21 protein-coding genes are annotated in these 24,235 nt (G+C 71.1%); 15 read left to right on the top strand and 6 right to left on the bottom strand.

Annotation, left to right across the window (positions count from 1 at the left end):
- The first annotated feature begins 25 nt into the window (after positions 1-25).
- The 8 genes from mtrA (at position 26) to secA (ending at position 10,500) form a co-directional block, all read left to right on the top strand.
- Positions 26-691 (top strand): MtrAB system response regulator MtrA, encoded by a 666-nt coding sequence (gene mtrA, locus AB3M34_RS17595; RefSeq protein WP_370620042.1) that lies wholly within the window; start codon positions 26-28, stop codon positions 689-691.
- A 5-nt stretch (positions 692-696) separates the two neighbouring features.
- Positions 697-2,337, top strand: a complete 1,641-nt coding sequence (gene mtrB, locus AB3M34_RS17590) for an MtrAB system histidine kinase MtrB (protein ID WP_370615892.1) — start codon at positions 697-699, stop codon at positions 2,335-2,337.
- The gene (locus tag AB3M34_RS17585; protein WP_370615891.1) at positions 2,334-4,097 is read left to right on the top strand and encodes an LpqB family beta-propeller domain-containing protein; all 1,764 of its coding nucleotides are present in this window, start codon (positions 2,334-2,336) and stop codon (positions 4,095-4,097) included. The genes mtrB and AB3M34_RS17585 overlap by 4 nt, the downstream gene beginning before the upstream one ends.
- Before the next feature lie 138 nt (positions 4,098-4,235).
- Complete coding sequence (locus AB3M34_RS17580) at positions 4,236-4,952, top strand: ComF family protein (RefSeq protein ID WP_370615889.1); 717 nt, start codon at positions 4,236-4,238, stop codon at positions 4,950-4,952.
- A gap of 123 nt (positions 4,953-5,075) precedes the next feature.
- Entirely contained in the window at positions 5,076-5,726 is a 651-nt protein-coding gene (gene hpf / locus AB3M34_RS17575; RefSeq protein WP_370615887.1) for a ribosome hibernation-promoting factor, HPF/YfiA family, read from the top strand.
- A gap of 26 nt (positions 5,727-5,752) precedes the next feature.
- The gene (locus AB3M34_RS17570; RefSeq protein ID WP_370615885.1) at positions 5,753-6,427 is read left to right on the top strand and encodes a response regulator; all 675 of its coding nucleotides are present in this window, start codon (positions 5,753-5,755) and stop codon (positions 6,425-6,427) included.
- Positions 6,424-7,644, top strand: a complete 1,221-nt coding sequence (locus AB3M34_RS17565) for a winged helix-turn-helix domain-containing protein (protein WP_370615884.1) — start codon at positions 6,424-6,426, stop codon at positions 7,642-7,644. Before AB3M34_RS17570 ends, AB3M34_RS17565 begins: the two co-directional genes overlap by 4 nt.
- 144 nt (positions 7,645-7,788) lie before the next feature.
- On the top strand, positions 7,789-10,500 hold the full coding sequence (gene secA, locus AB3M34_RS17560) for a preprotein translocase subunit SecA (protein WP_370620040.1): 2,712 nt from the start codon (positions 7,789-7,791) through the stop codon (positions 10,498-10,500).
- Positions 10,501-10,567: 67 nt separating this feature from the next.
- Here the strand turns inward: secA and AB3M34_RS17555 are convergent, their stop codons facing one another.
- Together AB3M34_RS17555 and AB3M34_RS17550 are read right to left on the bottom strand one after the other, a co-directional pair.
- Positions 10,568-11,065, bottom strand: a complete 498-nt coding sequence (locus tag AB3M34_RS17555; RefSeq protein ID WP_370615883.1) for an Rv3235 family protein — start codon at positions 11,063-11,065, stop codon at positions 10,568-10,570.
- Positions 11,062-11,970 (bottom strand): LysM peptidoglycan-binding domain-containing protein, encoded by a 909-nt coding sequence (locus tag AB3M34_RS17550; RefSeq protein WP_370615881.1) that lies wholly within the window; start codon positions 11,968-11,970, stop codon positions 11,062-11,064. The genes AB3M34_RS17555 and AB3M34_RS17550 overlap by 4 nt, the downstream gene beginning before the upstream one ends.
- 101 nt (positions 11,971-12,071) lie before the next feature.
- Here AB3M34_RS17550 and AB3M34_RS17545 point away from each other — a divergent pair, with 101 nt between their 5' ends.
- Positions 12,072-12,581 carry a hypothetical protein gene (locus AB3M34_RS17545; RefSeq protein ID WP_370615880.1) on the top strand — a complete coding sequence of 170 codons (510 nt, stop codon included), beginning with the start codon at positions 12,072-12,074 and terminating at the stop codon, positions 12,579-12,581.
- Here the strand turns inward: AB3M34_RS17545 and AB3M34_RS17540 are convergent.
- Positions 12,565-12,834 carry a helix-turn-helix transcriptional regulator gene (locus tag AB3M34_RS17540; RefSeq protein WP_370615878.1) on the bottom strand — a complete coding sequence of 90 codons (270 nt, stop codon included), beginning with the start codon at positions 12,832-12,834 and terminating at the stop codon, positions 12,565-12,567. The two genes, AB3M34_RS17545 and AB3M34_RS17540, sit on opposite strands and share 17 nt — an antisense overlap.
- Before the next feature lie 104 nt (positions 12,835-12,938).
- Between AB3M34_RS17540 and AB3M34_RS17535 the strand changes: the two genes are divergently transcribed.
- From AB3M34_RS17535 to AB3M34_RS17520, 4 genes are read left to right on the top strand one after another with little or no spacing between them, the layout of a single operon-like run.
- The gene (locus tag AB3M34_RS17535) at positions 12,939-13,634 is read left to right on the top strand and encodes a hypothetical protein (protein WP_370615876.1); all 696 of its coding nucleotides are present in this window, start codon (positions 12,939-12,941) and stop codon (positions 13,632-13,634) included.
- A complete protein-coding gene (locus AB3M34_RS17530) occupies positions 13,631-14,869 on the top strand; it encodes an AAA family ATPase (RefSeq protein WP_370615874.1) in 1,239 nt (412 codons plus the stop codon). Before AB3M34_RS17535 ends, AB3M34_RS17530 begins: the two co-directional genes overlap by 4 nt.
- A 9-nt stretch (positions 14,870-14,878) precedes the next feature.
- Positions 14,879-16,327 (top strand): WS/DGAT/MGAT family O-acyltransferase, encoded by a 1,449-nt coding sequence (locus AB3M34_RS17525; protein WP_370615873.1) that lies wholly within the window; start codon positions 14,879-14,881, stop codon positions 16,325-16,327.
- The gene (locus tag AB3M34_RS17520) at positions 16,324-16,644 is read left to right on the top strand and encodes a hypothetical protein (protein ID WP_370615872.1); all 321 of its coding nucleotides are present in this window, start codon (positions 16,324-16,326) and stop codon (positions 16,642-16,644) included. The genes AB3M34_RS17525 and AB3M34_RS17520 overlap by 4 nt, the downstream gene beginning before the upstream one ends.
- A gap of 3 nt (positions 16,645-16,647) precedes the next feature.
- On the opposite strand, the gene AB3M34_RS17515 is transcribed toward AB3M34_RS17520, so the two are convergent.
- Together AB3M34_RS17515 and AB3M34_RS17510 are read right to left on the bottom strand one after the other, a co-directional pair.
- On the bottom strand, positions 16,648-18,042 hold the full coding sequence (locus AB3M34_RS17515; protein WP_370615871.1) for a transaminase: 1,395 nt from the start codon (positions 18,040-18,042) through the stop codon (positions 16,648-16,650).
- Positions 18,043-18,129: 87 nt separating this feature from the next.
- On the bottom strand, positions 18,130-19,092 hold the full coding sequence (locus AB3M34_RS17510; protein WP_370615870.1) for a ThuA domain-containing protein: 963 nt from the start codon (positions 19,090-19,092) through the stop codon (positions 18,130-18,132).
- Positions 19,093-19,425: 333 nt separating this feature from the next.
- Here AB3M34_RS17510 and AB3M34_RS17505 point away from each other — a divergent pair, with 333 nt between their 5' ends.
- Positions 19,426-21,759, top strand: a complete 2,334-nt coding sequence (locus AB3M34_RS17505; protein WP_370615869.1) for a PQQ-dependent sugar dehydrogenase — start codon at positions 19,426-19,428, stop codon at positions 21,757-21,759.
- A gap of 48 nt (positions 21,760-21,807) precedes the next feature.
- Here the strand turns inward: AB3M34_RS17505 and AB3M34_RS17500 are convergent, their stop codons facing one another.
- Positions 21,808-22,839, bottom strand: a complete 1,032-nt coding sequence (locus tag AB3M34_RS17500) for a LacI family DNA-binding transcriptional regulator (protein WP_370615867.1) — start codon at positions 22,837-22,839, stop codon at positions 21,808-21,810.
- 170 nt (positions 22,840-23,009) lie between these two features.
- Here AB3M34_RS17500 and AB3M34_RS17495 point away from each other — a divergent pair, with 170 nt between their 5' ends.
- Positions 23,010-24,233: an amino acid ABC transporter substrate-binding protein gene (locus AB3M34_RS17495; protein ID WP_370615866.1), complete on the top strand. Its 1,224-nt coding sequence runs from the start codon at positions 23,010-23,012 to the stop codon at positions 24,231-24,233.
- Positions 24,234-24,235: the final 2 nt, after the last annotated feature.

The raw sequence follows: 24,235 nt of genomic DNA, 5'->3' as shown, positions 1-24,235 counted from the left end.
GGCACCCGTACGCTCCGGCGGCAAGATCCTGGTCGTCGACGACGACCGGGCGCTGGCGGAGATGCTCACGATCGTGCTGCGTGCTGAGGGCTTCGACACCGCGGTGGCGTCGACCGGCACTGCGGCGGTGGAGGCCTTCCGCACCTACCAGCCCGACCTGGTCCTGCTCGACGTGATGCTGCCGGGCATGAACGGCATCGACGTCGCCCGGCACATCCGCGCCGAGTCCGGCGTGCCGATCGTGATGCTGACCGCCAAGAGCGACACGGTCGACGTCGTCCTGGGTCTCGAGTCCGGTGCCGACGACTACGTCGTCAAGCCGTTCAAGCCCAAGGAGCTGATCGCTCGGGTCCGGGCACGGACCCGGGTCCACCACCAGCCCGACCCGGAGCTGCTGTCGATCTCCGACCTCGAGATCGACGTCCGCGGCCACGCGGTGCGCCGTGGCTCCGAGGAGCTGTCCCTGACCCCGCTGGAGTTCGACCTCCTGGTGTGCCTGGCACGCAGCCCGCGGCAGGTGTTCACGCGCGAGGTGCTGCTCGAGCGCGTCTGGGGCTACCGTCACGCGGCCGACACGAGACTCGTCAACGTGCACGTCCAGCGGCTCCGCTCGAAGGTCGAGCCCGATCCTGACAACCCGACGGTCATCGTCACGGTGCGCGGGGTCGGCTACAAGGCGGGCGGTTCCTGACGCCCATGGCGTGGCGGGCGCCGAGCTGGCTGCGTCGAGGGCTGCTGCGGGTGCGTCAGGCGCTGCTCCCGGCGGTGTCGCTGTGGCGCCGGTCGATCCAGGCGCGCGTCGTCATCACGACGATGGCGATCAGCGCGCTGGTGATCGGAGGCGTCGGGTGGCTGATGCTCCAAGGCGTCGCCGACGGCATGGTCGAGGCGCGCAAGACCGTCGCGCTCTCCGAGGCGCGCGCCGGCTTCTCCGCCGCGCAGCAGGCTCTGGACGTCAGTGCGATCTCCGACGCGTCGTCCGAGCCGGAGGCGCTGCGCACGCTCGTCAACGACCTCGCCTCGAGGGCGGGCTCGCCACCGTCGTACCAGGTGCTCCTCGAAGGCCCGCTCGACAACACGGGTGACGGCGAGGCGGCAGTGGTGTCCTCCTCGGGGATCGCGCCGCAGACGATCCCCGACGACCTCGCGCGCGCGGTCGCCGAGGGCGACGGCGTCGCGTACACGTTCACGCGCATGCAGATCGAGGACACCGACGAGCAGCCCGCCGCGATCCTCGTGGGCGACGTCCTGCGCATGCCGGACGGCACGCAGACGTACGCCCTGTACTACGCGTTCTCGATGGCCGACCAGGAGCGCACGCTGGCCCTGGTGCGCAACTCGCTGCTCTACGCCGGCCTCGCGCTGGTGCTGCTCTCGTCCGGGGTCGCGTGGCTGGTGACGCGCCAGGTCGTCACGCCGGTCCGGCTCGCGCGGCGCATCGCCGAGAGGCTCGCCGACGGCCGGCTCGAGGAGCGGATGGTCGTCCGGGGCGAGGACGACATTGCACGCCTGTCGGTCTCGTTCAACAAGATGGCAGAGAGCCTGCAGCGACAGATCCGTCAGCTCGAGGAGCTGTCCCGGCTGCAGCAGCGGTTCGTGTCCGACGTCTCCCACGAGCTGCGGACGCCGATCGCGACCGTCCGCATGGCCGCCGACGTCCTCTACGACAACCGCGACGACTTCGATCCGAGCTCCCACCGGTCCGCTGAGCTCATGCAGGCCGAGCTCGACCGGTTCGAGGCCCTGCTGAGCGACCTGCTCGAGATCAGCAGGTTCGACGCGGGGGCCGCGCGGCTCGACCTCGACGGCATCGATCTCGTCGAGCTCGCGGAGCGGGTCTGCGTGCAGTACTCCCCGCTCGCGCACCGTCACGGCGTCGAGCTCAGGGTCGTCAACCGCGACGGTTCGGCGATCGTCGAGGCGGACGTCCGTCGCATCGAGCGCATCGTCCGCAACCTGGTCGCCAACGCCATCCACTACTCGGGGTCCGACGTGGTGGAGCTCCTCGTCGCCCACGGCACGAGCAGTGCGGCGATCGCAGTCCGCGACTTCGGTGTCGGGCTCGACCCCGGCCAGTCGCAGCTCGTCTTCAACCGGTTCTGGCGCGCCGACCCGGCGCGCGAGCGCAGCCGCGGCGGCACCGGTCTGGGCCTGGCGATCGCTCTCGAGGACGCCGTCCTCCACGGCGGCTGGCTGCAGGCGTGGGGCGAGCCGGGACTCGGCGCCCAGTTCCGGCTCACGCTGCCCCGGCACGCCGGCGACGACCCGCTGCGGTCGCCGCTGCCGCTGGTGCCCGACCGAGGCTCCGCGCTCGACCGCACGGGAGGTCCGCGATGACGACCATGCACGTCCGACCCGGGCGCACCGCCTTCGTCCTCGCCGCGCTCGCCGCTCTCGTGGGGGGCTGCGTGTCCATCCCCGACGACGGCACCGTGCAGACCGTCGAGGGCGGCCGGCCGCAGCAGGTCTCCCCGGCCCGCATCCGCCCGGCGGGCCCGGTCACCGACGCCGCGCCCACCGAGATCGTCAACGGCTTCCTCCAGGCGATGATGTCGTCGCCGGTCCGCTACGACATCGCGCGACGGTTCCTCACCGAGGGAGCCTCGGACGACTGGTCTCCCCGGGCGTCGGTCACGGTGTACTCGCAGACGTCGGTGTCCGAGGGCGACACCCCGGCTGTCGGCGCGAGCGTCGACGTCGACCTCGCCCGCGAGGCCGTCCTCACGGCTCAGGGCCGCTTCACGGTGCCGGACTCCCGTGAGCAGCACCTCGGGCTGACGCTGGTGCAGGAGGACGAGCAGTGGCGGATCGCCGACCCGCCCCAGGGTGCGTTGATCTCGCAGTCCTTCTTCGAGAGCTACTACGACCCGCTCAACCTGTACTTCTTCGACTCCGCCGGGACGCAGCTCGTGGCGGCGCCGGTGCACCTGCCCGACGACACCGGCCGTGCGACCTACCTCGTCTCGTCGTTGCTCATGGGCCCCCAGGGCGTGCTCGGGGGGCAGGCGAGGACCTTCCTTCCGGAGACGTGGGTGCTGGCGCGTCCGGTCGAGATCGACGACGAGGGCGTCGCGGTCGTGCGCTTCGCCGGGTCCGACTCGGGCCTCTCGCTCGACGACCGGCAGCGGCTCTCGGCGCAGCTCGTCGCGAGCCTGCGGCAGATCCCGACCATCACCGGCGTCGAGATCCGGGTCGGCGACCGTCCGCTGTCGCTGCCGAGCACACCTGACGTCCAGCGTCTCGACACCTGGAACCAGTACGACCCCGCCGCGGACCGGTCGTCCCAGCAGCTGTTCGCGATGCGGGAAGGCACGCTGTACGTCGTCGGCCGGGCGAGCACGAGCCCGTTCGCCGGTGCGTGGGGCACCGATCCGGTGCGCTCCGAGGACTTCCGCGTGTCGCTCGACGCGGAGCGGATCGCCCTTGTCACCGACGGCCGCCGGGTCGTACGGGTCTCACCGCTCGCCGGCGAGCCCGAGCTGACCGCGGTGCGCCAGGGGACGAACCTGCTGCGGCCGAGCTGGGACGCCGGGGGGCGGCTGTGGACGATCGACCGGACGGCGACCGGGTCCGTACTCACCGTCGGCCCGACCGACAAGCCGCCACGGTCGGTGGACCTGGGCATCCTCGCCACCGGACAGGTCACCGGTTTCGAGCTCTCGCCGGACGAGGCGCGGGTCGTCGCGACGGCCCGGGTCGGTGGGCGGGACGGTCTCTACGTGGGCGCGATCCGCTACGACGAGGAGGGGACTCCGGTCGGGCTCGTGGACGTCGCCGAGATCCCCGTCCCCGCGGACACGGGCGTCCCGGTCTCCGCCGCGTGGCGTTCGAGCACCTCCCTCGCCGTCCTCGCCCGCGCGCAGCAGCGGGTGCCGCAGGTGTCGATCGTCGCCATCGACTCCTCGACGCCGGTCACCGGTGCGGTGCGGGTGGGGCTGTTCCCGCAGGACGGCGCGATCCAGGTCCTCGGGCCCGGGCAGCCGACGGCGCCGTTGTACGTGCTCGATACCGAGGGTGGGCTGTGGACGCAGACCGCGGACGGACGCTGGAAGCAGACCGGCGACGACCCGGTCGACGTCGCCGCGTTCCCGGGCTGACCTCCGTCGCCCGCGGCTGGCCGCGGGCAGTGCGACGTGGTGGGCATCTCCAGGGCGGTGCTGTCCACAGGGCGGTGCTGTCCACAGGGCAGCGGGCGGTAGGCGGCATGAGCGGCGGCGTCCGTGCACGCTGAGCAGGTGCAGCTCCTCCGCGCGGCCATGGCCGATCTCGTCCTGGGCGTCCGGTGCGCCGGCTGCGAGGCGCCCGGGCGCGTGCTCTGCGCGCACTGCGCGGCGGAGCTCGGTCGCCGTCCGGCCGTGCGCTCGCCCGACCCGTCACCGGCTGCACTCGTACGACCCACCCCGGTCGTCCCGGTGTCGCTCACCGTGTACGAAGGCGTCGTCGTCCCGGTCCTGCACGCCTACAAGGAGGAGTCACGCACAGCGCTGGCGGCGCCTCTCGGCCGGCTTCTGGCTGGTGCGGTCGGATCGGTGCTCGATCGCCGGCGGACCCCGGGGCCAGTCTGTCTCGTGCCCGTCCCGTCGCGTCGGAGCGCCGTACGCGCGAGAGGCTTCGACGCCGGTGCGACGCTCGCACGCGCCGCCGCGGCGGCGCTGCGCCGCCGGGGTGTCCCGGCTCGGGCCAGACCCGTGCTGCGGGTGGGTCGCATCGCCGACCAGACGGGTCTCTCGGCCGCCGAGCGGGTCGAGAACCTCGCCGGCGCGTACGACCTGCGCCGACGGCCGAGCGTCGGGCTCGTCGTCGTCACCGACGACGTCCTGACCACTGGCGCGAGCGCCGCGGAGGCGGTCCGGGTGCTTACCGCGGGGGGTCGTCGCCCTGTTGCCGTGGTCACCGTCGCGGCGACACGGCGCCGCCGAGGCCACGCGTGGGACGAGTCACGTCCGGCATGACAGATCTTCGTGGCTTCCTGTGGAGAAATGCCTCGGTCCGGTCTACGGTCGAGACATGTGAACGTCATCCGCCGCGCCTCGGTCACCCGTCAGCGGTGGCCGACGCTCATCTGAGGAGGACTCGTGGAAGTTGTCGTCAAGGGCCGAAACTGCGAGGTCAGCCAGCGTTTTCGTGACTACGTGGACGAGAAGACGCACCGGATAGACAAGTACGACCAACGCAAGAAGATCCAACGCGTCGAGGTCGAGCTCACCAAGGAGTACAACCCGCGTCAGAGCGGCCGTAGCGAGCGGGTGGAGATCACCCTCCGCGGTCGCGGACCCGTGGTTCGTGCCGAGGCGTGCTCCGACGACGCCCTCGCCGCCCTCGACAAGGCCGTCGACAAGCTCGAGACCCAGGTCCGCAAGGTCCAGGACCGTCGCCGCGTCCACCGCGGCAACCGCACGCCGATGTCGGTCGCCGAGTTCGCCGCGTCCGTCGACGGCTCCAGCGGGGGTTCCGACGCCGAGGAGCCGATCGACGCCATCCACTACGCGGGTCCTGTGGAGGTCCGCGGGGAGGGGCCGCTGGTCGTCCGCGAGAAGACGCACGCGGCCGCTCCGATGACTCTGGACCAGGCCCTCAACGAGATGGAGATGGTCGGGCACGACTTCTATCTCTTCGTCGAGAAGGACTCCGGCCACCCGAGCGTCGTGTACCGCCGGCGGGGTTACGACTACGGCGTCATCCACATCGACCAGTCCGCCGACGGCCTCGACGCAGCGGTCGGCTGAGCCGTCCCATGGCATGATCGGCTGCGATGACGTTCGCAGCCGATCATGCCGAGACGATCCGGGTCCTACTCGTCGACGACCAGGAGCTCTTCCGGCGCGGGCTGCGCATGGTCCTCGAAGCAGACCCCGGCCTCGAGGTCGAGGAGGCAGAGGACGGGCTGTCCGCCGTCGCCAAGGTGACCGCGAGCCCCCCGGACGTCGTTCTTCTCGATGTCCGCATGCCCGGCATGAACGGCCCCGAGGCCGCCGGCTCGATCAAGGAGGCCGCGCCGTCGGCGCGCATCGTGATGCTGACGGCCAGCGACGAGGAGAGCGATCTGCTCGACTCGATCCGCAACGGGGCTGCGGGCTACCTGTTGAAGGACTCGTCGGTCGACCAGGTCAGTGACGCCGTGCGGCGGGTCGCAGCGGGGCAGTCGCTGATCAGTCCGCAGGTCGCCACCCGCCTGCTGGAGGAGTTCCGGCTCCTCGCGTCCCGTGACGAGCCCGAGCCGCGGGGCACCAAGCTGTCCGACCGTGAGCTCGAGGTGCTGCGGCTCGTCGCCCTCGGCAACAACAACAAGGAGATCGGGCGCGCGCTGTTCATCAGTGAGAACACCGTCAAGAACCACGTCCGCAACATCCTCGAGAAGCTGCAGCTGCGCTCGCGGGTCGAGGCCGCGACGTACGCCGTCCGCGAACGCCTGCTCGACCTGCCGTGAGCCGCCCGCAGGAGATGTCCGCGGCGGCGGCACGGCGTACGGTGCTCGCCGCCCAAGGATTCGCGGACCGCCCCCATCGCCGCACCACGGCGCGCTCGCTCGACCGTGCCGTCTCCCGCACCGGGGTGCTGCAGATCGACTCGGTCAACGTCCTGCAACGGGCTCACTACCTGCCCCTGTTCAGCCGGCTGGGTCCCTACGACACACAGCTGCTGCACCGGGCGGCGGAGCGCAGCCCGCGCCGGCTCGTCGAGTACTGGGCGCACGTCGCCGCCTACATGCCCGTCGAGCTGTGGCCCACCATGCAGCACCGGATGCGGCACTACCGCGACAACGGCCACGCGTGGGGTGGTCGTGCAGGGCGGCCCGACGTCGCCGACGCGCTCCTCGCCGAGGTGACGCGCCGCGGAGCGGTGACAGCCCGCGACCTCGACCCGGCGACGGAGCGGAGCCGCGAGAACTGGGGCTGGAACTGGTCGGAGACGAAGTTCGCCCTCGAGTACCTCTTCCTCGCCGGCGAGCTGGCCGTCGCCCGGCGCAACGGGGCGTTCGAGCGCGTGTACGACCTTCCCGAACGCGTCCTGCCGATGGCGGTCCTGGACGCTCCCGAGCCCGATCCTGCCGAGGCCGCACGCGAGCTCGTCCGACGGGCCGCGGCGTCGACCGGGGTCGCGACCCTCGCGAGCCTGCGCGACTACTACCGGATGGACCTCGCACCGACCCGTACGGCGGTCGCCGAGCTCGTCGAGGACGGCACTCTCGAGGAGGTCCGGGTGGAGGGCTGGGCGCGGCCCGCCTACCGGCACGTCGCTGCGACGACGCCGCGCGAGATCCGCGCCGCTGCCCTGCTCAGCCCGTTCGACCCGCTGGTGTGGGAGCGGGCCCGGACCGAGGAGCTGTTCGGGTTCCGGTACCGCATCGAGATCTACGTCCCGGCGCACAAGCGGGTCCACGGCTACTACGTGCTGCCGTGCCTGCTGGACGAGGCGATCGTGGCCCGGGTCGACCTCAAGGCGGACCGCCCCTCCGGTCGTCTCCTGGTGCGCGCCGCCTGGGCCGAGCCGGGGCGTCCCGTCGAAGCCGTCGCCGCAGCCCTCGCGAAGCAGCTGTGGGCGGTCGCCGGGTGGACGTCGCTCGACACGGTCGAGATCGAGCCCCGAGGTGACCTGGCACCCGCACTCGCCTCCGCCGTCAGGGATCCTGCGGGCGTCGTGTGACCCCGATCTCCGGTGCGCTTACGGTTGTGCCCGCTGGTCGCCTAGGATGGACGCGATTCTGCCGTCGGTCGGCACGCCCGCTCAGGGCCCGATCGCGACGGCTCGGCGAGCAAGTTCTCAGGAGTGCGTTCCGTGCCCAAGGTGATCGACAAGATCCTGCGCGTCGGCGAGGGCAAGATCCTTCGTCAGCTGCAGGCCATCGTCAAGCAGGTCAACGCGCTCGAGGACGACTTCGTCGCGATGACCGACGAGCAGCTCCGTGCGATGACGGACGAGTTCAAGGAGCGCCTCGCCGAGGGCGAGTCGCTCGACGACCTCATGCCGGAGGCCTTCGCGACGGTCCGTGAGGCGAGCAAGCGCGTCCTCGGGCAGCGGCACTTCGACGTCCAGATCATGGGCGGTGCCGCTCTGCACCTCGGCAACATCGCCGAGATGAAGACCGGCGAGGGCAAGACGCTCGTCGCGACCCTTCCCAGCTATCTCAACGCGCTGGCCGGCAAGGGCGTCCACATCGTGACGGTCAACGACTACCTCGCGAAGTACCACGCCGAGTGGATGGGGCGTGTGCACAGCTTCCTCGGTCTGACCGTGGACGTCATCCTGCCGTCGATGACCCCGGCGCAGCGGCGCGAGGCCTACAAGGCCGACATCACGTACGCGACCAACAACGAGCTCGGCTTCGACTACCTGCGCGACAACATGGCCGACTCGATCGAGGAGTGCGTCCAGCGCGAGCACTTCTTCGCCGTCGTCGACGAGGTCGACTCGATCCTGATCGACGAGGCCCGTACGCCGCTGATCATCTCCGGTCCGACCCAGGACGAGGTGAAGTGGTACGGAGAGTTCGCGTCGATCGTCGCGCCGATGGAGGCCGACGTCGACTACGAGGTCGACGAGAAGAAGCGCACCGTCTCCGTGCTCGAGCCGGCGATCACCAAGGTCGAGGACCACCTCGGCATCGACAACCTCTACGACGCCGTCAACACGCCGCTGATCTCGTTCCTCAACAACGCGATCAAGGCCAAGGAGCTCTTCAAGCGCGACAAGGACTACGTCGTCATCGACGGCGACGTCCTGATCGTCGACGAGCACACCGGCCGCATCCTCGACGGACGCCGCTACAACGAGGGCCTGCACCAGGCGATCGAGGCGAAGGAGGGCGTCCGGATCCGCGAGGAGTACCAGACGCTTGCCACGATCACCCTTCAGAACTACTTCCGCCTGTACGAGAAGCTCGCCGGCATGACCGGTACGGCGATGACCGAGGCCTCGGAGTTCGACAAGATCTACAAGCTCGGCGTCGTCCCGATCCCGACGAACAAGCCGATCGCCCGTGTCGACGAGCGCGACCTCGTCTTCAGGACCGAGGACGCGAAGTTCGACGCGGTCGTCGAGGACATCGCGGAGCGGCACGAGCTGGGGCAGCCGATCCTGGTGGGCACCACGAGCGTCGAGAAGTCCGAGCGGCTCGCCAAGCTCCTCAAGAAGCGTGGCGTCCCGCACCAGGTCCTCAACGCGAAGCAGCACGAGCGCGAGGCGGCGGTCGTCGCGGTCGCCGGTCACAGGGGTGCCGTCACCGTCGCCACGAACATGGCCGGTCGAGGCACCGACATCATGCTCGGTGGTTCTGTCGAGTTCCTCGCCGACCAGGCGCTGCGGGCCAAGGGCCTCGATCCGGTCGAGACTCCCGACGAGTACGAGGCAGCCTGGGCCGAGACGGTCGCCGAGGTCGAGAAGCAGGTGGCTGCTGACCACGACGAGGTCGTCTCGCTCGGCGGTCTCGCGGTGATCGGCACCGAGCGGCACGAGTCGCGTCGCATCGACAACCAGCTCCGCGGTCGATCCGGACGTCAGGGAGACCCGGGTTCGACCCGCTTCTACCTGTCGCTCCAGGACGACCTGATGCGGCTGTTCAAGGCGGACTGGGTCGACTTCATCCTCACCCGGATGAAGGTGCCCGACGACGTCCCGATCGAGAACAAGAACGTCACCAAGTCGATCGCGTCGGCGCAGGCGCAGGTCGAGGGCCAGAACTTCGAGACACGCAAGAACATCCTCAAGTACGACGACGTGATGAGCCGCCAGCGTGAGGTCATCTACGCCGAGCGCCGTCGTGTGCTCGAGGGCGCCGACCTGTCCGACTGGGTGCGCGAGATGATCACCGACACCGTGACGGGCTACGTCAACGGTGCGACGCAGGGCTTCCCCGACGAGTGGGACCTCGATGCGCTGTGGACGGCCCTCAAGACGCTGTTCCCGATCTCGGTCACCGTCGCCGGGCTCGAGGACGAGCACGGCGGCCGCTCCGGCCTGACCCGCGAGATCCTCGTCGAGGCGATCACGACGGATGCGCGCACCGCGTACGAGACCCGTGAGGCCGAGCTCGGTGCCGAGGTGACACGGGAGCTCGAGCGGCGCGTCGTCCTGTCGGTCGTCGACCGCAAGTGGCGCGAGCACCTCTACGAGATGGACTACCTGCGCGAGGGCATCGGGCTGCGGGCCTACAGCCAGCGCGACCCGCTCGTCGAGTACCAGCGCGAGGGCCACGAGTTCTTCACGGCGATGATGGATGCGATCAAGGAGGAGTCGGTCGGCTACCTCTTCAACGTCGACGTCCAGGTCGCGCCCGAGGAGGACGGCCAGGTCGAGGTGTCGGCGAAGGGCCTGGAGGAGAACGTCCCCCAGCAGCTGACGTACAGCGGCCCCACCGAGACCGGAGAGGTCGAGGTCGAGGTGGAGGACGAGGAGGACCCGCTCGCGCTCGCCGAGAACGAGAAGGTCCGCCAGGCCAACCTCAAGTCGAAGGCGCGCCAGAAGGCGAAGCAGCAGCGGAAGTCGCGCAAGAGCAACCGCTGACCGCGGCACCGCACGAAAGACCAGGCATCCAGACCCTCACGGGGCTGATGCCTGGTCTTTCGTCCGTTCAGACCCAGACGAGCGCGGTGCACACCCACGTCGGATCGCGGCGCTCGGTGTCGTGCTCGAGGCGAACGGCGACGGCGCGCGAACGCCCGTCGCGCGCGACCCTGGCGGTGACCTCCGCGACGTCGTCGCGGGGACGGTAGACGCGCACGCTCGCGACCCGTCCGGCGGCCGGTCTGCGTGGCGTGCGGGTCCGGGCCCGCGAGAGCACGGACAGCCGGTGTCGAAGCTCTTCGTACACGTCGGGACGAAGGACGCGCACGAGCTGTTGCAGCGGGCGAGTGCCGGCCGAGACCTCGAGGACGGCCTGGACGAACCGGCCGGCGTGCTGCTCGAGGTCGCGCTCCGGTGGGGGGACCAGTCGGAGCGCGGGACGAGGTGGTGTCGGTGGCGGGGCACCGCGGTCGAGCGCGAGGGCGAGCGATCCCTCGACGAGGGGCAGCGACCACTGGACGGACGGCGTCGGTTCGAGGGTGTGCAACGGGGCTTCGATGGTCATCGGCGGGGTCCTCCGTCGGTGTGCTGGGCTGGGTCGAGGTGCGGTGCGGGGGCGTCTGGCGGGGCGGGGTCGGTGCGCGGCTCGCGGAGCGTGAGTCCGGCGCGGAGGGTGTCAGGGTCGGGTCCGATGGCGGCGCGGTTCGCTGCGTACCAGCGGCGCCACTCCCGGTCGGTGCGGTCCCGGGTCGCGCGGACACCTGCGGTGCGGAGGGAGTCGGCGGCGATGCCCCACAGGCTGTCGCCGACGCGCACCTCGTAGGTCTGGCGCCGGGGCCGCGGCGCCGCCGTGCCGGCCGTGCCCGTGCTCGGCCCGGCGGCGGTCGTCTCGCCGCGCGCCGTGCTCGGAGCGCGTGTCTCGTCGCGTTCGCGCGCCTCGTGGCGATCGGACGCCGCGCGCGCTGGGGAGGGTGCACCTGCACGGGGGAGCCGGGCATCGCGTCGGCCGAGGGCCGCGTCGCCAGGACGGTCGGGGAGCGGGAGCCCGGCGAGCCTCGACGCCGGCGGTGCTGCGGTGAGCGAGCTCGCGGCGCCGCCTTCCGATCCTGTCGCCCGGGCCGAGTCAGGCGTGGACATCGCGGCTGCCGGTGAAGCGGCGAGCACCGCTGCGCCGGCCGCGGCAGCGACCACCGGCCGCCAGACCCGGGGAGCGAGCAGGAGGAGGATCGCGGGGACGGGACGGCGGGCGAGCCGGAAGGCGTACGCGATCGCGGTCAGCACCGTGAGCCAGCCCGTCGCGGCCGCGGCGGCGAGCAGTGCCACGTCTGCGAGCGCGGTGTCCAGGGTGGGCCCGTACGGTGCGGCCACCGTCGCCAGGCGTCCGCAGGCCTCTCCGAGGTGCGGGACCAGCACGGCGAAAGCCACGACCGGCAGGAACGCGACCCCCGTCGGGCGACTTCGTGGTGGCATCGCTCCACCTCCTTTGATGACGTTTGCCTACGTTTGCGTACAGCGAGATACGTCGTCAAGCGTTCGTCCACAGAGCTGTGCGGGGTCGCTAGAGTGCCGCCATGCGCTGGGACGAACGATTCGTTGCCCTCGAGACCGGTCTCGCTCTCGAGGCCGACGGCGAGCAGCAGACCGACCGGGACCGCGAGATCGACGAGCTCGCCGTCGAGCGGTCGGCGACCGTTTCTTGGACGGACCGTTGCCGCGGGCGCGAGGTGACGCTCCGGGTCACCGTGCTCGGCACGATCCGCGGTGAGCTCGCGATGGCCACGGCCGACTGGCTGCTGGTCCACCAGGACACCGCCACGGACTGGGTCGTCGCCGTCACGCACGTGCTCGGGGCGACCGTCGCGGGAGGAGGCCCCGCGGCCGCACGCAAGGAGATCGAGCGTCGTACGACGTGGCGTCAGGCCTGGACGGAGCTCATCCGGGACCGCGACGTCGTGACCGCGATGCTGGTCGACGGGAGCACCCTGCGCGGAGCGCCGTCACGCGCCGGGAGCGACTACGTCCAGATCGGCGACGAGCTCGTCCCGTACGCCGCCGTGGTCGCGGTCAGGTGTCCGCGTTGACGTCCTCGCCCCGCGAGTCCTCGGGCTCGACCCACGGGTGGGCGGCGATGTGGTCGCGCGCTGCGGCGTACTGGTCGGCGATGAAGGCCTCGAGCGCCTCCGCCTCGACCCGCCAGACCCCACGCCCACCGACCCTGATGGCGGCGAGGTCGCCGCGGCGCACCAGCGCGTAGACCTGCCGCTCCGAGACGTTGAGCACGTCGGCCACGTCCGAGAGCCGCAGGAACCGGGGGGACTCGGAACCGAGAGGCATGGCTCGATCATGCCAGTCACGGCCGCTGCCGCGGCGAGCGCGGATGCACGGACTGTGGACAGAGGGTGGACGCGGCGGGCCTGTGTCCGGCATGAATAGGGCCCATGCCCACGCTCATGTCGCGAGCGCGACCCACGTCGCCCTCCCGGACGGACGCCCGCCGGCTCCAGCGACCGCGCTGGACGCACCCGCGGGCGGCGGCCGGCGCCGCGCTGGTCGCGGTGTCCATGCTCCTCGGCGGAGTCCTCGTCGCCAACGTCGCTCGCACGACCGAGGTGTGGGCGGTCCGCGCCGACGTGCGCGCCGGTGAACCCGTGCGGGCCGAGCAGCTCGAGCGGGTCGACGTCCGGCTGGCTGACGGCGCCCTCGCGGCGTACGTGTCCGAGCGCGACCCGGCAGCCCTCGCTCGTCGCGTGTCCGGGTCGAGGTGGGCCCACGACCTCTCCGCGGGTGCACTGGTGCCGGTCGCCGCGCTGACCACTGCCGCGGACGCCTCCGGCGTGGAGGTCCCGCTCCAGGTCCCCGGTACGGCGATGCCCGCCGACCTCGCCGCCGGACACCGGGTCGACGTGTGGGTCGCTCCGGAGCCCGGAGGGCGGGGTGACGCCGCGGCGGCACGCCGGGTGATCGAGGACGTGGGCGTCGTGGCCGTCCACGGTGACAGCGGCGCGTTCGGAGAAGGCACGTTGCGGAGCGTGGTCGTGCTGGTCGACGACGCACGCGCCGCGGTCCTCCCGACCGCGCTCGCGGCACTATCCGACGGACGCACCACGCTCGTGCGGCGGACAGGTCCGGCGTGAGCGTCCCCGTCCTCATCGCTGCCGGGGGCGAGCCGTGGGAAGCCGATCTGGTGGCCGCCGCCGTGGCGACCGACGGCATCGACGTCGTCCGCCGCTGCGTGGACGTCGCGGACGCCGTCGCGACGGCGTCGAGCGGTTCGGTCGGTGTCGCGCTCGTGTCCGTCGGTCTGCCCGGGCTCGACGCGGACGCGGTGCGCCGGCTCGCGGGGACCGACGTCCTCGTGGTGGCCGTCGTCGGAGGAAACGAGACGGAGCAGGCCGCACGGCAGCACGCGTCGGCCCTCGGGATCGCCGCCGTCGTGCCCTGGACCCGCCTGCGGGAGGTGCCGGCGCTCGCACGGGACACGCGTCGCGAGAGCGTCGCCGAGCTCGCGCTCAGACCGACCGCGGTCGAGCGCGACGACGCAGCGGTGCCCGTCACCGATCGCCGTCGCGACGGGCTCCTCACGGCGGTGTGGGGGCCGTCGGGAGCGCCGGGCCGAAGCACCCTGGCGCGCAGCATCGCCGCTGAGCTCGCAGCGCGCGGGCGGCGTACGGCGCTGATCGACGCGGACGTCGACGGCGGCACCCAGGCGGCGGCGCTCGCCCTCCTCGACGAGGTGAGCGGCATCCTCGTCGCCGCTCGCGACGCCAACGCCGGGACGCTCACGCCGGAGACACTGACCGCGTCCCTGCGCTGGATCGGTCCGGACCTCGGCGTCCTGACCGGCCTTCCCCGGGCCGACCGGTGGCCGAGCCTGCGTGCGGCGGCGTACGAGGCACTGCTCGACGTCGCTCGCGAGATCGCCGACGACGTCGTGGTCGACCTCGGGCTCGCCCTCGACGACGTCGACGAGCCGGGGTTCGACTCCGCGGCGCCGAGGCGGGCGGCGGTGGCTCGGCACACCCTCGCGGTCGCCGACCGCGTCCTCGTCGTGGGGAGTCCCGACCCGGTCGGGCTGTCCCGGCTGGCGCGGGCCGTGCTCGACGTCCGTACGCGGCTGGGGATCGAGCCCGACGTCGTCGTCAATCGGCTGCGCCCGACGCTGGGGTGGAGCGCCGGCGAGGTCGCCGACGCCGTCGAACGGTTCACCGGCCTGCGGCCCGTGGCCCTCCTGCCCGACGACCCTGCAGCGCTCGACCACTGCCTCGTGCACGGCTACACGACGGTCGAGGGTGCAGCAGGATCGCCGTTTCGTACGGCGTTGGTCACGTTGGTGGATCGGCTGCGGGTTCACGACGCAGAACTGGCGTAATCTGTGGCCGTGCCCCGCCGTCTCGATGCGCTCGACGTGACGTTCCTCGACGAGGAGACCTCGACCGCGCCCCGACAGGTCATGACGCTCGTCGTGATCGAGCCCGGCGAGCGCACCTTCGACTACGACACGCTCGTCGGCGTGGTCAACGAGCGGATCGGCCTCGTCCCGCGCTACCGACGACGGGTCGCCAACGTCCCCGGCGGGCTCGGTGCGCCCGTGTGGGTCGACGACGAGGACTTCGACCTCACCTACCACGTGCGCCGCTCGGCGCTGCCGTCCCCGGGCACCGACGCGGCACTGAGAGAGCTCGTGAGCCGGCTCGTCGGCCGCCACCTCGACCTGTCGCGGCCGCTGTGGGAGGCCTACTTCATCGAAGGGCTCGAGGGCGGGCGGGTCGCCGTCCTCATCAAGTCGCACCAGGCTCTGGTCGACGGTTCCGTGACGGTGGATCTCGCTCAGGTGCTCCTCGACGAGACGGCGCACGACCGCGACGTCCCGTCGGACGGGTGGGTCCCGCGCGGCGCGCCGGGCGGACCGTCGCTGGTCGCGGGGTCGCTGTGGGACGTCGCGACGCATCCCCGCCGTGCGGCGGAGCGCATCTCGGGCGGCATCGACCGCGTCCAGTCCGCGGTCGGCAAGGTGGTGCAGAGCCTCCCGGTCGTCGGCCCGGTCGCTGCCGACGCCTCGGGTCCGTTCTCGGCCCGGCTCAGCCCGCACCGCCGCTACGTCACCGTCCGGACCCGCCTCGACGACTACCGGCTCGTGCGCGACGCCCGCGGGGGCACCGTCAACGACGTCATCATGACCACGATCGCCGGCGGCATCCGTGGCTGGATGCTCACGCAGGCCGAGCCCGTCAGCGCCAAGACCCGCGTCCGGGCGATGGTCCCGATGTCGGTCGCCGCCCCGGACGGTGTGCCGACCTCGTACGGCTCGACCGTCCGCGGTCAGCTCCTGACCCTGCCCGTCGGCGAGACCAACCCGATCGTTCGCCTGCACCAGGTGTCGTACGCGCTCAAGGCCCACAAGGAGACCGGGGTCGCCGTCGCTGCCAACACCCTCGCCTCGCTGCCCGGGTTCGCGCCGACGACGTTCCACGCGGTCGGTGCTCGTGTGGCGGAGACGCAGGCGCACCACCCGTACGACATCGTGGTCACCAACGTGCCAGGGCCGCAGGAGCGGATGTTCATCGCCGGCGCGCCGATCGTGGAGACCTACCCCGGCATCCCGCTGTCGCACGGGCGGACCCTGTCGATCGGGGTCACCTCGTACGCGGGCGGCGTCTACTACGGCCTGGTCACCGACCGCGCGGCCGTGCCGGAGCCGGACGTCCTGGGGCAGTGCATCGAGGAGGCGCTCGCCGAGCTCGTGGAGGCGTCGAGCCCGACCCGGGTGCGCGCACCGCGGGGCGCGCGCACGGACGGTTCTTCGCGCGGGATGGGAGCAGGGGCGTGAGCCGACGCGCCTATCTCGCGACGCACGGCGACGGGCTGCGCGCGCTCGCGCGTGACGGTGCGCTGCCGGCCGACGCGTACGCGTGCGTGGTTGCCGAGAGCGACGACGAGCAGGACGAGTACGACGCGATGGCCGTCGCCGGCGAGATCGCCGAGGAGCGTTGGGGCACGGTGCTCGTCGTCGCGACCGACACCGACGGCGCCGACGTCACCGGTGCCGTCGCGCTGCCGGACGTCGCCGCGATCCATGTCGGCGACGAGCTCGCCTGGTACGCCGCCCAGGAGCTCGACGCGGTCGTCGCCGACCTCGAGCGCTGACGGTCACACCAGCGCGCGGACGGCCTCCTCGAACACCTCGGTGTGCCGGTCCACGTCGGCGTCGGTGGTCGTCGGCGACATGAGCGCCATGTTGTGGAACGGCGTGAGCATGATGCCGCGGTTGACCAGGAAGACGTGCAGGTAGTCCTCGAGCGGCCCGTCGGCGGCCGCGGCAGACTCGGTGCCGTTGCGCGGTGCGGGTCGCGCGAAGCGGTACTCGGCGCGGGCGCCCAGGCGGCTCACGGACCAGGGCAGGTCGTACCGGTCGATGACGGCGTCCACGCCGGCGGCGAACCGCTCGGCGCGTGCGGACATCCCGGTGAACGCCTCGTCCGTGAGGACCTCGCCGAGCGTCGCCCGCATCGCGGCGACGGACAGCGGGTTGCCTGCCAGGGTGCCGCCGACGCCACCCATGTCCACGAGATCGAGGTCTGTGCGAGCGAGTGCCCGGGCGGCGAGGTCCTCGGACAACCCGTACGCTCCGCTGGGGATCCCGCCGCCGATCGCCTTGCCGACGACCACCACGTCGGGCTCGAGGCCCCACGCCGCCGTCGCGCCACCTGGACCGGCCGAGAACGTGTGGGTCTCGTCGTTGATCAGGAGCGTGCCGTACGCCCGGGTGAGCTCACGCACCCCGTCGAGGTAGCCCGGTTCAGGCAGCACGATGCCGATGTTGGTCAGTGCCGGCTCCATCAGCACCGCGGCGACGTCACCGTGGGCGAGCTCGCGCTCCAGCATCGCCAGGTCGTTGAACTCCGCGGCGCGGCTCGTCAGGGTCACGTCCACCGGCGCTCCGACGTTGCCGGGGCGGTCCACGCCGTGCCCGTCCGGTCCGACGACGATCAGGGACTCGTCGACCGTGCCGTGGTAGCAGTACGGGTTCACGAGGATCTTGGGCCGCCCGGTGAGCGCGCGGACCAGCCGGATGGCCCAGCGGTTGGCGTCGGTCGCGGTGAGGGAGAAGCTCCATCGCGCGGCACCGAAGCGCCGCGTCAGCTCGGCGCCGACCCATTCGGCGTCCTCCGTCGGCATCATCGTCGTCATGCCGCCCAGCTCCTCGAGCCGCCGGCGTACGGCCCGGACCGTCGGCTCGGGGGAGTGGCCCGCCATCGCTCCGGTGTCACCGAGCGCGAGGTCGAGGTAGTCGTGGCCGTCGATGCAGCGCACCGTGTGACCCTGGGCTCGATCCAGGTAGACGGGGAACCCCGTGGCGAGCTTGTTCATCCACGTCATAGGCACCTGGCCGAAGAGGTGGTCGGCCGAGGCGTACGCGGCGCGGGAGCGCGGATGGGCGTCGGCGAAGGTGGCGAGCTCGCGCGCGTACGCCTCCGCGAGCCGTCGGCGGTCGATCGCCGTGACTGCGTGGTCGGACGCGGGCGTCTGGTGGTCTGCGGACATGCCCAGCAGCCTAGGTGGCTGGAGCGCCCAGGACCGTGACCCTGCCGTCGCCCGTCGCTGCGGGGACGGCAGGGTCACTGCCGAGGATCAGGCTCGGCAGAAGGGCTTCTTGCCCATCGTGGAGAGCAGGCCGTTGACGACGTGGCTCTTGAACAGGCGAGCCTGCTCGTCACCGGGCGTGTCCTGCCAGAGCGCGACCTCGTGGCCGAGCGAGGTCACCCACGACCGACCGCCGTCGTAGTACTGGCACCAGGTCACCGGGTGCTCGACCGGGTGGCCGGGGTGGCCGTTGAAGCCCTTCCCGCCTCCTTCGAGGGTCTCGGGATCGACGCGGGCAAGCACCCGGACACCGGTCGGGAACGGGACGAGGTTGTAGAACTCGTCCTTCATGGTGAACCGCTTGGGAAGCTCGGCGACGGAGACGTCTCGTCGGCTCGCCTTCTCGACGACGCCGTTGCGGGACGGTCCGTGGTCGTAGAAGTTGGCGCCCCCGAGGAGTCCCTGGAAGTAGGGCCAGTGGTACTCGGCGCCGAGCGTGTTGTGCACGGCGACGAATCCGCCGCCGGCACGGACGTACTGCATGAGCGTGGTCTGCGCGGCATCGTCGAGGATGTCGCGGGAGTTGCTCAGGAACACCACTGCGTCGTAGCGCAGCAGCTTGGCGGGGGAGTCGAGCTGGGCGACGTCCTCGGTCCAGTCGACGGTGAGGTCGTTCTCGGCGCCCCAGCGGAGCATCGCCTTCTGGGCGACGTTGGCGTCGCCCAGTGCGGGGTTCATCCCTGCGGCGAGCCGCGGGCCGAGGTGCGCGTGGCGGGAGACGCCGGTCGCGCTGTAGACCAGGACACGGTCGACACCGTCGGTGCGGAACGCGGTCTGCCACTCGTGGTAGCAGTCGTCGTCCGTGCCGCGACAGACGCCGTAGTCGGCTCGGGTGTCGTCGTCGACCGCCCACCGCGTGCCGCCGCGTTCGGCGACCGATGGCCATGCTGCGAGCACGGTCGCGCCGACCAGCAGCGCGAACGCTCCGGCCAGGATCTTTCTCATCCTCATGACACTTCCTTCGGTGTGCGACGTCCTTGACGCATCGGGGCGCCACCCGGAGGAGTGGCGCAAGCGCTTGCGGGAAGCGCTTGCGTCGGACGATCCTCCTCCCGGCGCAATGCGTCAAGAGGGGACGTACCGGCAGCGACACGGCGCCGTAACGTGCGCTTGACGTGACCTACGTCATACCCGTACGTTTCACGAAAGCGTTTACGGAAGCGCTTTCGGCACATCTGAGAAGGCTCGGTCTCGGGGAGACGACGGTCTCGGAATGCACGTTCTCGACGACCTCGTCTCGAGCCATCTGCGAAACCCTCTGACGACACACGGATGGTGGATGGAATGACCCAACGAAGGTGGAGTCTCGTCGCTGCGGCCGCACTGGTCGCCGCGACGATGACCACAGCCACGATGGCGACGGCGGCAGATCCCGCCGCGCCTGCACCCCTCACCGACCCGCTCCCGGAGCCGGTCATGGCCGACTTCGGGCTCGTGGTCGAGGAGGTCGCCCAATTCCCGAAGTCGGAGCCGACACCCGCCCCGACCGACCCGCGCCTGATGCGGCACGCGCGCATCAACTACCTCGGCGAGCTCCCGGACGACTCCGGAAGGCTCTACGTGCCCGACCTCAACGGCACGCTCTACCTGATGCGTGGCGGCGGCAAGCACGGCAACCCGGGCGCGCCCACGCCGTACCTCGACCTGAAGGCCGCGGTGGGTGCCGACTTCTTCTCCGGTGCCGGCATGGGCAGCGGCTTCGGCTTCGTCACCTGGCACCCCGACTTCAAGCGCAACGGCAAGTTCTACACCGTGCACACGGAGGCGTTCGGCGCGCTCACCAACAAGACGCCCGACCTGACGCCGCAGCCCAACACGGCGTACCACGGCGTGATCACGGAGTGGACCGCCGACAACCCGAGGGCGAACACCTTCAGCGGCACGCACCGTGAGGTGCTCCGCCTCGGCTACGCCACGCGCATCCACGGCATCCAGCAGATCGAGTTCAACCCGAACGCCGACCGGCGCGACGACGACTACGGCCTGCTGTACGTCGCGTCCGGCGACGGCGGCATCGGCGTCAGCACCGACGAGCCCCAGAACCTGGGCACCCCCCAGGGCAAGCTGCTGCGCATCGACCCCACCGGGACGAGCAGCGACAACGGCAAGTACGGCATCCCGTCGAACAACCCGTTCGTCGGCACGCCGGGCGCGATCGGCGAGATCTACGCGTACGGCTTCCGCGACCCGCACCGCTTCAGCTGGGACACCGGCGGTTCGGAGCGCCTCCTGCTCGGCCACATCGGCGAGAAGGACGTCGAGGCGATCTACGACATCAAGGCCGGCGACAACTCCGGCTGGAGCGAGCGCGAGGGGTCCTTCCTGTTCGACAAGGCGGACCGCTGCAACCTGTACCCGCTGCCCGAGGGCGACGAGGAGAACGGTTACAACTACCCGGTCGCGCAGTACGACCACAACCCGCCGCCGGGGTACCCGTGCGGTGCGGACGTCGGTCACGCCGTCAGCGGTGGCTTCGTCTACCGAGGCAAGGACGTCCCGAAGCTCAAGGACAAGTACCTCTTCGCCGACCTCGTCGACGGTCGCGTGATGTACACCGAGGACGACGAGATGGTCCGCGGCGGTCCGGCGGCCCAGATCCACGAGCTCACGCTGTTCGACGAGCAGGGCAACGAGGTCACGACGCCGATCCTGTCGGGCGACCGGCGGGTCGACCTGCGGCTCGGCCGCGACGGTGGCGACGAGCTCTACCTGCTCGCGAAGGCCAACGGCAAGGTGTGGAAGATCGTCGGCACCAAGAAGGTCAAGCACGACCGCGACGTCCACCCGGCGCTGACGCCGTACATGGTCTCCCACTACGACTTCGAGCGGCCCTGGTCGCGCGACGTCGAGCTCGACCGAGGCCCGTCGGGCACCACGATCGACCTGATCAACGGTGGCTCCGACATGCGGGTGAAGGACGGGGCGTTCGACGGCAGCAAGCGTTCGATCCAGCTGCGCGAAGCCGACCCGGCGAACGGTCAGCTGCCGTGGAAGGCAGGGGTCTACGAGGACGACGCCGACGGTGTGGAGTCGCTGTCGCGGTTCAGCTCGGCCAAGGGGATCACGGTGATGGGCTGGGTCAAGATGACCGGCGACGGACCGTCCCTCAACACGAACACTCCCGACCCGAACGACCGCTACAACGCGATCGGGCTCGCCGGGGTGCTCTCCGGGAACTCCGACGGCCACGGTGTCCGGGCGCTGCTGGAGCTGATCGACGTCAACGGCGAGCTGCGGCTGGTCGCGCTCGGACGACGCGTCGACACCGGTGCGTCGCAGACGTTCGCCGCGTCGGAGGACTGGCGCACGCTGCTCCCGCAGGGTGAGTGGGTCCACATCGCCGCGACGTTCAACTACACGAACGGCACCATGGCGCTGTACAAGAACGGCAAGCCGATCCCGGGCTTCTACACCCGGACCGACGACCCGTGGGGCAACGCCGCCCCCGGTGAGGAAGTCACGTCCGCGACCAACCCGCGCGGTATCAAGATCGGTGGCAGCTTCCCGCAGAACGGTTCCGAGCGGAACCCCTGCAACTGCCGGATGGACAGCCTGATGTTCCTCGACAGCTCCCTCACGAAGCTGGAGGTGAACCAGCAGTTCCGCCGCGTCGAGTGACGTGACGGAGGGGGCGGCGGGCCGGAGCCCGTCGCCCCCTTCTGCGTGTCAGACGCGAGCGGGGCCGCTGGAGTCGCGGACCATCAGCTCGTGGCCTGTGTGGCGACGGCGAGGCCGCGACGAGTGGTCCTTCAGCGCCATCATGAGCGCGTCTGCACCCATCTCGGTCATCGGGAGCCGGACCGTCGTGAGGCTGGGTGCGAGGTCGGCGGCGACGGTCACGTCGTCGAACCCGACCACGGACATGTGCGACGGCACGGCGATCCCGTGCGACCGCAACGTCGCGAGCGCGCCGATCGCCATCGCGTCGTTCAGGGCGATGATGGCGGTGGTGGCGGGATGGTCGGCGACGATCCGCTCGGTGGCGTACGCGCCTCCGTCCCGGGTGAACTCGGCCTCCACGAGCGGGAGGTCGTCGATGTCGATGCCGTGGCCGGCGAGCGCGCGCTCGATGCCGGCGAGCCGGTCGACGACGGTCGTCAGGTTGACCGTCCCTGAAGCGATCGCGATCCGGCGGTGGCCCAGCTCGACCAGGTGCTCGGCCAGTGCGGCGCCCGCGTCCTCGTTGTCCGGCAGCACGGCGTCGGCCCGCAGGGCGTGACGACCGATCACGGCGACGCGGCCGCCGGTGTCCTGGAACGCGGCGAGCTCGCGCTTCGCGGCGGTCTCGACGTCCTCGCCGACGTATCCGGAGCCCGCGACGATGATCGCGCGGACGTTGTTGGCGATGAGCGTACGGATCTGACGGAGCTCGTTCTCGGGGTCGCGCGCCGAGTGGCAGATCTGCACGGTGATGCCGTGCTCGTAGGCGACCGAGATGACGCCGGCCGCGATCTCGGAGAAGTACGGGTCGTCGATCTGGTGGACGATGAGCCCGACCACCGAGGCGGAGCCGCCGGCCAGCGAGCGGGCGTGCGCGTTGACCACGTAGCCGAGCTCGGAGGCGACCTCCTGGACCCGCTGCGCGACGGCCGGGCTGACGCCGTCGCGTCCGGACAGTGCGCGCGACGCGGTCGCGAGCGAGACGCCCGCCCGCTCGGCCACGTCCACCAGCCGTGGCGCGGTTCGACCTCTCGCCATCCGGTTCCCCCTTCTCGGCTTTGCGTTGGGCATGCATCCTGGGGCGGTACGCCCGCCCCCCGCGACTTGTGACGCTTGCCACAGTCGCCGTTCCCTGTCTATCCTACGTAAGCGCTTACGAAAGCGCTTACGGCGGCCCGGACACGCGGACCTCAAATCGTAGGAGTGTCATGTCGATGAAGACAACGAGCATCATGCGGATCGGCGCCATCCTCGGCGCCGCATCCCTGGCCCTCACCGCATGCGGAGGATCTGACTCCGGCTCCGGTGACGACGAAGGCCCCATCACCATCGGCGTCTCGCTCCCCCTGACGGGTGACTTCGCCGAGCCGGGCAAGGGCGTCCAGCGCGGGTACGAGGCGTGGGCGGCGGACGTCAACGACGCCGGCGGCCTCCTCGGACGCAAGGTCGAGCTGAAGATCCTCGACGACCAGTCCAACGCGGACCGCGTCGTCGCCGACTACGAGTCCCTGATCGCCCAGGACGAGGTCGACCTGGTGTTCGGGCCGTTCTCGACCCGCCTGGTCGTCCCCGCAGCCCGCGTCGCCGACGAGTACGGCATGTTGTTCGTCGAGCCGGCAGGTGCGGCTCCGGAGGTCTTCGAGCAGGGCTTCGGCAACCTCTTCTACGCCGCCCCCGCGGTCGCGAACGACCACTACAACTACCTCGCCGAGTGGATCGAGGCCCTCCCCGCCGACCAGCGCCCCAAGACCGCGGCGTACGCGGCCATGGACGACCCGTTCGCGATGGGCACGGCGTACGGCCTCAAGGACAAGATGGAGGCCGCGGGCGTCAAGACCGTGGTCGACGAGAAGTACCCGCCGAACACCACCGACTTCAGCAGCATCGCCGCGAAGATCGAGTCGTCCGACGCCGACATGATCGTGGGCGGCACCCAGTACCAGGACGCGGTCAACCTGATCGTGGCGCTCCAGCAGCTCGACTACCAGCCGAAGCTGGCGGCGTTCTCGACCGCACCGACCAACCCCGAGTTCCCCGAGGCGATCGGTGACAAGACGGAGGGCATCCTCTCGCCCACCGGCTACACGACGGAGGCCACCGTGGCCACCAACAAGGAGTTCGTCGAGAGCTACACCAAGCGCAACGGCAACCCGCCCGGCGAGGACGAGGCCAACGCCTACACGACCGGCCAGGTCGTCGCCGCCGCCGTCGAGGCCGCCGGGTGCGCCGAGCAGGGCGAGTGCCAGCAGAAGATGATCGACTGGCTCCACGAGAACGAGGTCGAGACCGTCGTCGGGCCGCTGAGCTGGGACGCCGACGGCCGCCCGCAGGGCGCCCACATGATCCAGCAGTACGTCGGTGGCGAGATCAAGATCGTCCTCCCGGAGGACGTCAAGGAAGCCGACATCATCTACCCGAAGCCGGCTTGGTGACG

Source organism: Mumia sp. Pv4-285 (genome assembly GCF_041320275.1).
GTDB lineage: Bacteria > Actinomycetota > Actinomycetes > Propionibacteriales > Nocardioidaceae > Mumia > Mumia qirimensis.
This window is presented reverse-complemented; position numbering and strand designations above follow the sequence as displayed.